Origin of the sequence: Methylobacterium aerolatum (assembly GCF_022179085.1) — a bacterium.
Taxonomy (GTDB): Bacteria; Pseudomonadota; Alphaproteobacteria; order Rhizobiales; family Beijerinckiaceae; genus Methylobacterium; species Methylobacterium aerolatum.
In genome coordinates, this window is the sequence record NZ_BPQE01000021.1 from 39,591 (window position 1) to 51,927 (window position 12,337).

At 70.6% G+C, this 12,337-nt stretch carries 9 protein-coding genes; 4 read left to right on the forward strand and 5 right to left on the reverse strand.

Annotated elements, in window-relative coordinates; translation table 11 throughout:
• Positions 1–33: 33 nt before the first annotated feature.
• On the reverse strand, positions 34–1,050 hold the full coding sequence (gene dctP, locus MFF06_RS14825) for a TRAP transporter substrate-binding protein DctP (RefSeq protein WP_238205372.1): 1,017 nt from the start codon (positions 1,048–1,050) through the stop codon (positions 34–36).
• A 119-nt stretch (positions 1,051–1,169) separates the two neighbouring features.
• Between dctP and MFF06_RS14830 the strand changes: the two genes are divergently transcribed.
• Complete coding sequence (locus MFF06_RS14830) at positions 1,170–2,450, forward strand: MFS transporter (RefSeq protein WP_238205193.1); 1,281 nt, start codon at positions 1,170–1,172, stop codon at positions 2,448–2,450.
• Between the two features lie 8 nt (positions 2,451–2,458).
• On the opposite strand, the gene MFF06_RS14835 is transcribed toward MFF06_RS14830, so the two are convergent.
• The 3 genes from MFF06_RS14835 to MFF06_RS14845 all read right to left on the reverse strand — a co-directional run bounded on the left by MFF06_RS14835 (position 2,459) and on the right by MFF06_RS14845 (position 5,377).
• On the reverse strand, positions 2,459–2,980 hold the full coding sequence (locus tag MFF06_RS14835) for a flavin reductase family protein (protein ID WP_238205195.1): 522 nt from the start codon (positions 2,978–2,980) through the stop codon (positions 2,459–2,461).
• Positions 2,977–4,335 carry an LLM class flavin-dependent oxidoreductase gene (locus MFF06_RS14840; protein WP_238205197.1) on the reverse strand — a complete coding sequence of 453 codons (1,359 nt, stop codon included), beginning with the start codon at positions 4,333–4,335 and terminating at the stop codon, positions 2,977–2,979. The genes MFF06_RS14835 and MFF06_RS14840 overlap by 4 nt, the downstream gene beginning before the upstream one ends.
• A gap of 124 nt (positions 4,336–4,459) precedes the next feature.
• Positions 4,460–5,377, reverse strand: coding sequence for a LysR family transcriptional regulator (locus tag MFF06_RS14845; RefSeq protein ID WP_238205198.1), 918 nt, complete (start codon positions 5,375–5,377; stop codon positions 4,460–4,462).
• A 303-nt stretch (positions 5,378–5,680) separates the two neighbouring features.
• Between MFF06_RS14845 and MFF06_RS14850 the strand changes: the two genes are divergently transcribed.
• The 3 genes from MFF06_RS14850 to MFF06_RS14860 all read left to right on the forward strand — a co-directional run bounded on the left by MFF06_RS14850 (position 5,681) and on the right by MFF06_RS14860 (position 10,621).
• Complete coding sequence (locus MFF06_RS14850; protein ID WP_238205199.1) at positions 5,681–7,069, forward strand: HD-GYP domain-containing protein; 1,389 nt, start codon at positions 5,681–5,683, stop codon at positions 7,067–7,069.
• Positions 7,070–7,178: 109 nt separating this feature from the next.
• Positions 7,179–9,056 carry an ABC transporter ATP-binding protein gene (locus tag MFF06_RS14855; RefSeq protein ID WP_238205201.1) on the forward strand — a complete coding sequence of 626 codons (1,878 nt, stop codon included), beginning with the start codon at positions 7,179–7,181 and terminating at the stop codon, positions 9,054–9,056.
• A gap of 311 nt (positions 9,057–9,367) precedes the next feature.
• Positions 9,368–10,621: an alpha/beta hydrolase gene (locus MFF06_RS14860; protein ID WP_238205203.1), complete on the forward strand. Its 1,254-nt coding sequence runs from the start codon at positions 9,368–9,370 to the stop codon at positions 10,619–10,621.
• 99 nt (positions 10,622–10,720) lie between these two features.
• Here MFF06_RS14860 and MFF06_RS14865 read toward each other — a convergent pair whose 3' ends face one another.
• Positions 10,721–12,055 (reverse strand): dicarboxylate/amino acid:cation symporter, encoded by a 1,335-nt coding sequence (locus MFF06_RS14865; protein WP_238205205.1) that lies wholly within the window; start codon positions 12,053–12,055, stop codon positions 10,721–10,723.
• Positions 12,056–12,337 lie beyond the last annotated feature (282 nt).

Consider the following 12,337-nt stretch of genomic DNA (forward strand, 5'->3'; position numbering starts at 1 on the left):
AGGCACGACGATGCAAGTCAAACCGAAAATGCCCTACGCCTGCTCCGCGAGCTTCAGGAAGCGCGCCGTCTCGGAGGAGCGGGCGGCGAAGTCCTTCCAGGCGCTGTCGCGGGCGACGTCGTGCCAGGGCTGGATCATCGCCTCATCCATGGTGTCGACGGTCAGCCCGCTCTTCCGGAAGGTCTCCACGAGGAGCTTGTCGTCCTCCTCGGAGGTCTTGCGCCCGAAGGTCTCGAGTTCCTCGCCCGCCGCCAGGACCGCATCCTGCTGTTCCTTGGGCAACCCGTCGAAGATGTCCTTCGACATCAGGATCGGTTCCAGGATGAAGAAGAAGCTGCTGGAGCCCGGCGCCAGGAGATACTTGCTCAGCTCGTTGAGCCGGAACGACATCAGGCTCGTTGAGCTGGTGGCGCAGGCGGTCACCGCCCCGGTCTGGAGGGCGAGGTAGATCTCGTTCGAGGGCATGCTGATCGCCCCGGCGCCGGCGGCCTTGAACATGATGTCCATCTCCCGCGAGCCGCCCCGGACCTTCAGGCCGGAGACGTCCGAGGGTTTCAGGATGCGCTTGTCCCGGGCCGCGATGCCGCCGGATTCCCACATCCAGGTGATGATCTTGACGCCCTTGCTCTCCAGGAGGCGGGTGATCTCCTGTCCGATCGGCGCGGTCTTCCAGCGGTAGGCCTGATCGTAGTTCGTCACGATGGCCGGCATGAAGGTGAGGTTCATCTCCGGGATCTGGCCGCCGGCATAGGTCGTGGGCACGAGTCCGAAATCCAGCGCGCCCTTCCGCAGGGCGTCGAACTGCGCGAAGGTCTTCATCAGCGACGAGCCGGGATAGACCTCGAAGCGCATGGCGCCCTCCGTGCGCTTCTCGACGGAGGCGGCGAAGCGGCGGCACATCCGATCGCGGAAATCGCCCTCGTCCCCGGTGGAGCCGGGATAGTGGTGCGAGATCCGGAAGGTGCGCGTGGCGGCGCGGGCCTTGGCGGCGAGGCCGAGGACGGCGGGTGCGGCGAGCCCTGCGAGGGCGGTCCGTCGCGTCAACATGATGAGCTTTCCTCCCGGGGGAGCCGCTTCCGGGCTCCGCGTTGGCGTTCACCGCTCTTCCGGCGGCCTGGATGAGGGATCGCGAGCTTGAATGGGGCTGTCAACGCGGTCACGGTGAGCCCATGCCGTCTTCGAACCCCGCCGCGCCGTCCGGCCCCTCCGCTCCCGAGCCCGGTGGAGGCAAGTCCGGTGGAGGCAATCCCGGCGGCGGCAATCCCGGCGGCGGCATGACCGGCCTGCTGTTCGCGACCATGTTCCCGCAGGCGGCCGTCTCGATGATGAGCCTGTCGCCGCCGGTGATGGCGGAGGCGGTGGCCCGGACCTACGGCATCCCGCCCGAGACGGCGGGCGCCTATTCCGGCCTCGTCTACGTCTTCGTGCTGATCGGCAACCTCGTGGCGGTGGGGCTGATCCAGCGGTTCGGCCCCCTGCGCCTGAGCTTCGCCTGCGTGGTGGGGGCGGCCGTCGGCCTCGCGATCTTCGCCACCGGCGGAATCCCGGGCCTGCTGATCGGCACCATGCTGATCGGCCTGTTCTACGGGCCGCTGACGCCCGCGAGCTCCCAGGCCATGGCCCATCAGATCGGCTCGCCCGCCTTCACCCTCATCGTCTCGATCCGCCAGACCAGCGTGCCGCTGGGCGGCGTGCTGGCGGGGCTGCTCGTGCCGCCCCTGATCGGCTGGCACGGGGGCCGCAACGGCTGGAGCGAGGCCTGTCTCGTCCTCGCCCTCGGGAGCATCCTCGTCGCGGGGGCCTTCAGCACCGCCTCGCCGCTGGTTCGCCGGGAGCGGGTCGCCGGACGCGGCCTGTACCGCCGCCGCCTGCTCGATCCGCTCTCCCTGATCCTGCGCAATCCCCGCCTGCTCCGGCTCGCGGGCATGTCCTCGGTCTTCGGGGCGATGCAGCTCGTGCTCAGCACGTTCCTCGTGGTCTACCTCGTCTCGGCCGTCGGCCACGACCTCGTCACCGCGGGCCTCTGCCTCAGCGCGAGCCAGGTCGCGGGCATCCTCGGCCGCCCGCTCTGGGGCCATGTGGCGGACCGGACGGGGGCGCCCCGTTGGGTGCTGGTCGTCCTCGGGCTCGGCATGGCGCTGTCGTGCCTGCTGGCCGCGGGCCTGTTCGAAGTCGGGCCGACATGGCTCTCCCTCCCGGTGGCGATCCTGTTCGGGGCCAGCGCCACGGGCTGGAACGGCGTCTTCCTCGCGGAGATCATGCGGGAGGTGGACCAAGCGGAGGTCGGGGCCGCCACGGCGGGCGGCCTGCTCTTCACCTATGCGGGCATCGTCGTCGGGCCGCCGCTCTTCGGCGCGCTGGCCCACCAAGCCGGCTTCCCGGCGGCCTACCTCGTCCTCTCGGTCTTCGCCCTTGGCGCGGTGCTGCTGGTGCGCCCGAAGCGGGCGTGAGGCGCCCGTCACGCCTCCCTCGCCACCCGGGCGAAAGCGCCGTCGAGGTAGAGCAGCGGCGCTCCTTCCTCGCGCCACAGGCGCACGTCCTGGACCTCGCCGACGAACACCGTGTGGGAGCCCGCCTCCATCCGCGTCTCGACGAGGCAATCGAAGCTCGCGAGCGCCTGCGGCAGGGCCGGGGCGCCGGTGGCGAGGGGCACCCAATCGAGGGCGGCGAAACGCGCGCTCCGGTCGGCGGCGCCGAACCGACGGGCGATGGCCTCGTCCTCCTCGGCGAGCAAATTCACGCAGAAGCGCCCCGTGGCCCCGATGCGCGGATGCGTGGACGAGGCGCGGTTGGCGCAGACGAGGAGGCGCGGGCGCGGCTCCGCCGAGACGGAGGTGACCGCCGTCGCCACGAAGCCGTGCGGGCCCTCGGCATCGAGGGTGGTCACGAGGCTGACGCCGGCCGCGAGCCGCCGCATCCCCCGCTTGAACAGGCCCGGATCGAGGGCTTCCGCCCGGATGGGGGTGGGAATCGCGTTCATCGGCCGTCCCCCTGCGTGCGCCACGCGTTCCGGGCGGGGCGGGCGAGGCCGAGGTTTTCGCGCAGCGTCCGCCCGGCATACTCCGTCTGGAACAGGCCGCGCCGCTGCAGTTCCGGCACGACGAGGCGCACGAAATCCTCGTAGGCGCCGGGCGAGTGGGTCGCGGAGACGACGAAGCCGTCGCAGGCGGTCTCGAACCAGTCCTGCATCTGGTCCGCCACCCGGGCGGGCGTGCCGCAGAAGACCGGCAATTCGCGGATCGTGCCCCGGCCGCTGGCCTTCACCAGTTCGGCCATGGTCGGGTTCGGCTTGCCCGACATCTTCACCGCCCGGTCGCGGATGTTGCGCATCCCGCTCAAGGATTCGAGTTCCTCGACCGTGAAGGGCTCGTTCGGCCGCTTGGACGAGAGATCGTAGTTCAGCACCTCGGAGAGGAGGGCCAGGGCGTCGGCGGGCTGCGCGAGGTTCTCGATCATCGCGAGCTTGTCCTCGGCCATGGTCTGCGTCTCGCCCACCACCGGGTAGACGGCGGGCGCCACGGCGGTCGTCTCGCGCCCCGCCGCCGCCAGCGTCTCGCGCATCTCCTTGTAGGAGGCCTGCCCCACCGCGAGGTTGGGATAGATCACGAAGACCAGCTCGCCCCAGCGCGAGGCGAATTCCTTGCCGCGCCCGCTCTGCCCGGCCTGGATGACCACCGGGTGCCCCTGCGCCGAGCGCGGCACGGTGAAGGGGCCGCGGGACTTGAAGAACCGCCCCTCGTGCGCCAGCCGGTGGATCTTGGCGGGGTCCGCGAAGCGGCCGCTCGCCCGGTCGTGGAGGATGGCGTCGTCCTCCCAGGTGTCCCAGTGGCCGAGGACCACCTCCATGAACTCGTCGGCGCGGTCGTAGCGCAGGTCGTGGGCGAGGTGCTCGTCCCGGCCGAAATTGGCGGCCTCCGAATCGTTCACCGAGGTCACGACGTTCCAGGCCGCCCGGCCGCCGAGCAGGTTGTCCATGGTCGCGAAGATCCGCGCCACGTGGAACGGCTCGTAATAGGTGGTGGAATAGGTGCAGCCGATCCCGAGATGCCGGGTGGCGAGCCCCATGGTGAGGGCGGTCATCATCGGATCGAGCTTGGCGGCGCGGATGCCGTGCTCGATCGTCAGCGCCACGTCGTCGGCGTAGCGGTCGGGGATGGCGAGGCGGTCGTCGAAGAAGGCGAGGTGGAACTTGCCGTGCTCCAGGATGCGCCCGATCCGCTGGTAGTACTCCGCCGTGTTCCAATCGGTCATCGAGGCGGGGTGGCGCCAGGAGGCCGGGTAGTTCGAGCAGTTCTGCGCCTGGAGGAAGGCGATGAGCTTCATCTGGCGGGACATGGGCGTCTCGTGTTCGGGCGCTGCGCGCCGTCATTGCGAGCGGGAGCAAAGACGGTGGGGACGTCGGCCTCCGGTCTAGGCCCGCGACGCCGTGATCGGCAAACGCGATTATCTCAACGATTGATCAGCTTTCGAGATCAATGGACGCCTCGCCCCGTCCGAACCGGGCGGCGAGGAGGTCCGCGAGCTGGCGGGCGGCGGGCGAGAGGGCGTGGCCACGCCGGGTAATCACATCGAGGCTGCGCTCCAGGCGCGGCTCGATGATCGGCACCGCCCGCAGCCGGGTTCCGAGCCGCGCGGGGATGGTGACCTTGGGCAGGATCGCGACGCCGAGCCCGGCCTTGGCGAAGGCGACGAGCGTGGGGGCGTGGAGCATCTCGTAGCGGATGTCGAAGGCGAGGCCCCGGGCCGCGAGCTCCCGCTCCAGGTTGCCGCGGAGCGCGGCGGAGCGCGCATACATCAGGATCGGCAGGCGGGTGAGGTCGGCGAGCGTGATCGCCTCCCGCGAGGGAGTGTCGAGGGCGGCCGGCACGAGCGCGAGGATCGGGTCGCGGGCGAAGGGCCGGAAGGCGAAATCCCCCGCGAAGGCCACGCCGGGGCCGATGCCGAACTCCACATCCTGCCGGGCGATGGCCTGGAGCAGATCCTCCGAGGGCAGTTCCAGCAGGGTGACGCGGATGCCGGGAAAATCCCGCTGGAAGGCCGCCAGCACGCCAGGCAGCGCGGTGGCCGCCACGCTCGGCACGCAGCCCAGGGCGAGGTGGCCCGTCTGCATCGCGGCGGCGTCGCGCAGCTGGCCGAGCCCGTCCTCCAGGGCGGCCATGGCCCGCCGGGCCGAGCCTAGCAGGAGTTCGCCCTCCCGGGTCAGCAGCACGCGCCGGGTGGTGCGGTGGAACAGGGGCAGGCCGAGTTGCTCCTCCAACTGCTTGATCTGCATGCTGACCGCCGATTGCGAGCGATGCACCACGTCCGCGGCCTTGCGGAAGGAGCCCGTCTCGGCCACCGCGAGGAAGACGCCGAGCGTCCTCAGGTTGACCTGCATGGTGCCGCCGTCTCCCGCCCCCGTCCGCAGGCCCGGGCGACACGATCCCGGTCTCGTACGGACGGGACCCTTGTGCGGGCGGTGGACGGCGCTCCGCAAGCGGGTCGACGGCGCCTGCGATGCCCCCCGGGCGCGCTCACATCGTCCCGAGATCTTGCTGGCATCTCCGGATGGCACCGCGCCCTTTCACAACTGCTGGTTGCGTAGTCTATGATATTTTCGCGCTATAGGCGCAAAATCTACATGACAGATCATCTTAACGGTCTCGTATTAGTCTTGCACACAGCAACAGGGACCCCCGACATGGACGCCAGCATCGCTTTCCTGGCCGCCGAGCGGCGCGACAATGTGCGGTTGTCGGACATCCTGGCAGCGCTCAGCCACGCCCTCGACCTGACCGAAGGCCAGCCCGAAGGCCATTGCGTCCGGGCGACCTTCGTCGGGATGAAGGTCGGCCGCGTCCTCGGGCTCGGGCCGCGGGATCTGTGGGAACTCTATTACACGATCATGCTGAAGGACCTCGGCTGCTCCAGCAACGCCGCGCGGATCTGCGCCCTCTACTTGTCGGACGATCTCGGCTTCAAGCGCGACTTCAAGACCGTGAGCGACAGCCTGCCCAAGGTTCTGGGCTTCGTGTTCTCCCACACCGGCCTGAAGGCGGGCCTCGCCGAGCGATTCCGGGCGGTGCTCAACATCCTGCAGAACGGGGGCGAGATCGTCGACGACCTGATCCAGACCCGCTGCCAGCGCGGCGCGGAGATTGCGAAGCGCCTGCGCTTTCCCCCCGCCGTCTGCGCGGCGATCCACGGACTGGACGAGCACTGGAACGGCAAGGGGCGGCCGGACCGGCTCGCGGGCGCCGCCATCCCCCTCTACGCGCGCATCGCCCTCCTCGCCCAGGTCACGGACGTGTTCCACACCGCCGCCGGGCCCGCGGCGGCCATCGCCGAGGTGAGGAGCCGGTCGGGGACGTGGTTCGATCCGCAGGTCGTGGCCGCCTTCGAGCAGGCCATCGCCGAACCGGGCTTCTGGGAGACGCTGGGCTCGGACGGGGTCGCCGCCGCCGTGTCGGCCCTCGAACCGGACCAGCGCCACATCGCCGTCGATGACGACTACCTCGACGACATCGCCCGGGCCTTCGCCCAGGTGATCGACGCCAAGAGCCCCTTCACCTCGGGCCACTCCGAGCGGGTCGCGGTCTACGCCGACATGATCGCGGCGGAACTCGGATGGGACCCCGCGCGCCGCCGCTGGCTGCGGCGCGCCGCGCTCCTGCACGACATCGGCAAGCTCGGCGTCTCGAACACGATCCTCGACAAGAACGGCAAGCTCGACGATGCCGAGTGGGCGGATATGCGCCGCCACGCGATCCTGTCGGAGACGATCCTGGCGCAGGTCCCCGTCTTCCACGAGATGGCGCGGGTGGGGGGCAGCCACCACGAACGTCTCGACGGCAGGGGCTATCCCCGCGGCTTGAGCGCGGAGGCGATCGCCGTCGAGACGCGGATCGTCTCGGTGGCCGACGTGTTCGACGCCCTCACGGCCGACCGGCCATACCGGAAGGCCATGCCCGTCGAGAAGGCGCTGGGCATCCTGCGCGCGGACCTCGATACCGCGTTCGATCCGAATTGCTTCGCGGCCCTCGAACGGGCGCTGTCCTCGCTCGAGGGCGATCTGGCGCGGGCGGCGTAGCCGGACGCCATCCATCGAAGGCAAGTCCGGGGGCGGTGGAGCCATTCCGCCGCGCTTAGGTCGCCGGGGTGTTGCCGATCGGTCCCGCGGGCCGATCTCCCCCCGCAGCATGAGCGCCGCCTCCGATCCCGCCCCCAGATCCGCCTCCCTCGGCCGAGCGCTGCGCGAGACGCTCGCCCCCTCGGCCAGGGCCTTCCGCCACCTGCCGGCGCTGGCGCGGCTCTCCTGGCGGGCGAGCCGGCCCCTGACCGTGGCGAGCGTCGGCCTGCGGCTGGCGCGGGCGCTGATCCCCGTGGCGAGCCTCTACCTCGCCAAGCTCATCCTCGACGCCGTGGTGGCCCTGCGGGCCGCCCCGCCCGCCTCGGCGGACTGGCTCGCGGACCCCCACGTCCTGCGCATCGGCCTGCTGGTCGCCGCCGAGTTCGGCCTCGCCATCCTCTCCGACGGGCTCACCCGGGCGACGACCTACGCGGACACGGTGCTCGCCGACCGCACGGGCAACGCCGTCACCTTGCGCCTGATGGACCATGCGGCGGCCCTCGACCTCGCGCAGTTCGAGGACAGCGCGGTGCAGGACCGGCTGGAGCGGGCACGCCGCCAGGTCACGTGGCGGGCGAACCTCGTCGCCCAGATGCTCGGCCGCGCCCAGGACCTCGTGACGGTGCTCTCCCTCGCGGCGGGGGTGGTCGCCTTCGCGCCGAGCCTCGTGGTGCTGCTCGTGGCCGCCCTGGTGCCGGCCTTCCTCAACGAGCTGCACTTCAACCGCCACGGCTACCGCCTCGCCTTCACCCGCACCGCCGAGAGGCGGGAGGCCGATTACCTGCGCTACCTCGGCGCGGGCGTGGAGAGCGCGAAGGAGGTGAAGCTGTTCCGCCTGTCCGGGCACCTCACCGACCGCTTCCGGCTCCTCTCCGAGCGGATCGTCGCGGAGAACGCCGCCCTCGCGGCCCGGCGCGGCCTGTGGGGCGGCCTGTTCGCGGCGCTCGGGACCTGCGCCTACTATCTCGCCTACGTCCTGATCCTGTGGCGGACGATGACCGGCGCCCTCTCGATCGGCGACCTCACCTTCCTCTCCGGGGCATTCCTGCGCCTGCGCGGCCTCGTGGAGGGGCTGCTGCTGGGCGTGTCGCAGATCTCGGGGCAGGCGCAGTATCTCGACGACCTGTTCGGCTTCTTCACCATCGCCCCGGCCATGCCCGTCCCCGCGCGGCCGGTGCCGGTGCCGCGCCCGCTGGCCTCGGGTTTCGTGTTCGAGGATGTCGGCTTCCGCTACCCGGACCGCCCCGGCTGGGCGCTGCGCCACCTCGACCTGACGCTGCGCGCGGGCGAGGTGGTGGCGCTGGTCGGCGAGAACGGAGCCGGCAAGACCACCCTGGTGAAGCTCCTCACCCGCCTCTACGACCCGACGGAGGGACGCATCCTCCTCGACGGGACGGACCTGCGCGCCTACGCCCCCGAGGACCTGCGCGCGCGGATCGGCGTGATCTTCCAGGACTTCCTGCGCCTCGACCTCTCGGCGGGGGAGAACATCGCGGCGGGCCGGATCGAGGCGGCGGACGACGCGCCCCGCATCGCGGCGGCGGCGGGCAAGAGCCTCGCGGATGCCGTGATCGCGCGGCTGCCCGGCGGCTACGACCAGCGCCTCGGCCGCCGGTTCGAGGACGGCGTCGATCTCTCCGGCGGCGAGTGGCAGAAGATCGCCATCGCCCGCGCCTACATGCGCGACGCGGAGGTACTGATCCTCGACGAGCCGACGGCCGCGCTCGACGCCCGCTCCGAATACGAGGTCTTCCGCCGCTTCCGCGATCTCGCGCAGGGCCGCACGGCGCTGCTCATCTCCCACCGCTTCTCGACGGTGCGCATGGCGGACCGGATCGTGGTGATCGAAGGCGGGCGGGTGCGGGAGACCGGCACCCACGTGGCGCTGCTCGCCGCAGGCGGCCGCTACGCCGAGCTGTTCGCGTTGCAGGCGGAGGGCTATCGCTGAGGCCCGCCCGGCGGGCCTCGGCGGGTCGGCGCCCCCCGTCCTCGCGGGAGAACTTTTAAGGCTCCGTGTTGGATCCGTGCTCTTGACCTGGCGTCACGGCAGTGGGGAAGTCGTCGCGGGGGGCATTCGTGTCGCCGGCATCGTTCCCGCATCGGGCTTCAAGGTTTCACCCCTATTTCATGCGTCAGGAAGCGGGAAGTACAGGGCCGCCCCGAACAGGCCGGCCGACCGGCCCGGGGGCGTGGCTCTGGGCGGCGGGGATCCGGCGTCCGTGGGCCCGGACGTCGCAGGCGGCCCCCGCCCCGCCGCCGATGCAGATCGCCTTCACCCCGCAGCGGGCGTTGCCGGATCCCGACCCGCCGGTGGCGCGCCGCATCCTGTTCTATCTCCCCGGCTACGACCCGGACGGCGAGCGCCGCTACCGCACCCTGTTCCTGCGCGAGATCCGCCGTTACGCCCGGATCTTCGGCGTGCCGCTTCCGCGGGTTTCCCGCCCCGTCGCGAGCGCGGACGGGCTGAGCCAGAGCTGGACCGTCGAGGCCGAGGACGGGGGAACCCGGACGCGTACCGAGTACGACGTCCTGCTCTGGAGCGACCTCGTCCGCCGGGACATGGCCCGGTCCCACTGGATCGGCGCGGGCCTCAACACCCTCGCGATCCTGCACGGGGCCGTGAACGGCACCCTGCTCCGCCTCTACCGCGCCAACTGGAAGTGCGGGAACGTCATTGTCTATCCCTTCGTCATGTCCCTCGTCCTGCTGGTGGGGGTACTCCTCTCCGGCGCCCTGGGGCACGGCCTGCTGGGCTACGATCACCTGGGTGTGGGGCTCGCCCTGCCGGTTTGGCTCCCGCTGCTGATCGGGGGCCTGGGCGGCCTCGTCGGGCTGCGGTTCCTGGCGCCGCGGCTCGACGGCACCTTCCTCTGGCAGCTGATGCACGATTGGGTGTTCCACTGGCAGCACGCCCGTGGCCGCCGGCCGGACTACCGGGCGCGGCTGGACGCCTTCGCCGGCCATGCGCTGGCGCGCCTCCGGGAGGTCGAGTTCGACGAGATCCTGCTCGTCGGCCACTCGACCGGCGGCCTCGCCGCCGTCGAGCTGGCCGACCGGATGCTGGCGGGTGATCCCCGCCTCGGCCGCGAGGGGCCGGTCCTCTCCCTCCTGACGCTCGGCTCCAGCCTGCCGATCGTCGCGCTCCAGCCCCGGGCCGACGAGACCCGCGCGGAGATCGCCCGCCTCGTGACCTGCCCCCGCCTCGTCTGGGTCGATTACCAGGCGCCGCAGGATTGGATGAACTTCCCCGGCTTCCGCCCGGCGCGCGACCTGCCCCTCGGCCTGAGCGAGGACGAGGTTCTCAACCCCTTCGTCCGCTCCGCGAAGTTCAAGGAGATCATCGACGCCGCGACCTACCGGCAGATCCGCCTGCGCCCCTTTCGAATGCACTTCCAGTTCCTCATGGCGAACGACCGGGCGGGGGTGTTCGACATCTTCGCCCTGACGCTCGGCCGACGCACCCTGCGCAGCCGGGTGCTGGGCGACCATGCCGGCCCCCTGGGCGAGCCGTGAGGGAGGCTTTTCCACGCGAGAGGACCCGCCCCGGAATGCCCGGAGCGGGTCCTTTGGGTTCCGGGCCCCGCCGCCCCCGCGAAGGGGGCGGCCGGCGGATCATTCGGCGGGCTGGAGGGCCGGCGCGGGAGGCGCCGCCCTGGTGCCGACCGTGGCGGCCAGCGCGGCCTCGTCGACCTCGCCCTCCCAGCGGGCGACCACGATGCAGGCCACCGCGTTGCCGATGAAGTTCGTCAGCGCGCGGCACTCCGACATGAACCGGTCGATGCCGAGGATGAGCGCCATGCCGACCACCGGCACGGAGGGGACCACCGCGAGGGTCGCGGCGAGGGTGATGAAGCCCGAGCCGGTGACGCCCGCCGCCCCCTTCGAGGACAGCATCGCCACGAGGAGCAGCAGGGCCTGCTCGCCGAGGCTGAGCGGGGTGTCCGTCGCCTGGGCGATGAACAGCGCCGCCATCGTCATGTAGATGTTGGTGCCGTCGAGGTTGAACGAGTACCCGGTGGGGACCACGAGGCCGACGACGGGCTTCGAGCAGCCCGCCCGCTCCATCTTCGACAGCAGGGAGGGCAGCGCCGACTCGGAGGACGAGGTGCCCAGAACGAGGAGCAGCTCCTCCTTGATGTAGCGGATCAGCTTGACGATCGAGAAGCCGTTGTACCGGGCGACCGCGCCGAGCACGACGAAGACGAAGATCGCGGAGGTCAGGTAGAAGGCGCCGACGAGGTAGGCGAGGTTGGCGAGCGAGGAGATGCCGTACTTGCCGATGGTGAAGGCCATGGCGCCGAAGGCGCCGATGGGGGCGACCTTCATGATGATGTTGACGACGCCGAAGATGGCTTCCGACAGCACCTTGATGATGTCGAGGACCGGCTTGCCGCGCTCGCCGAGGAAGGCCAGCCCGAAGCCGAACAGCACCGAGAAGAACAGCACCTGAAGGATCTCGCCGCCCGCGAAGGCGCCGACCGCCGTCGAGGGAATGATGTTCATCAGGAACTCGACGATGCTCTGTTCCTTCGCCTTGCCGGCGTAGGTGGCGATCGCCTTCGGGTCGAGGGACTTCGGGTCGATGTGCAGGCCGTTGCCCGGCTGGAGCACGTTCGCGACGATGAGGCCGACGATCAGGGCCAGCGTCGAGAAGGTGAGGAAGTACAGGAGCGCCTTGCCGCCGACCCGGCCGACCTTCTCCAGGTTCGTCATGCCGGCGATGCCGGAGACCACCGTCAGGAAGATCACCGGGGCGATGATCATCTTGACGAGCTTGATGAAGGCGTCGCCCAGCGGCTTCATCTCGGCGCCGAGCTGCGGGTAGAGATGGCCGAGCAGGATGCCGATCGCCACGGCGACCAGCACTTGGAAGTACAAGGTGCGGTAGAACGGCTTCGGCTTGGCCGGCGGATGCGGCGCGGTGAGGGGGGACGGTACGGCGGCCATCGTGGCGGTTCCTCCAAGGCAGGGATCGTGGTGCGACGGTTGCCGCCGGCCGAACGGCCGGGCCTTCCACCGCTGTTGTTGTTCCCGATGGCAGTCATGCGTTACCGGCAGGACTGCGATACGCTTTGGGAATGGCAACCGGTGTGCCAGCCCGGAACACCGGCATGGGATTTTTTAAACCATTGTGAGAGAACATCTTTTTCCACTCCGGCCCGAGGCGCCCGACGACGCCGTTCCGGAAATCCGCAACGCCGCCCGCGAAGCTGTCCGGGGAACCGCATC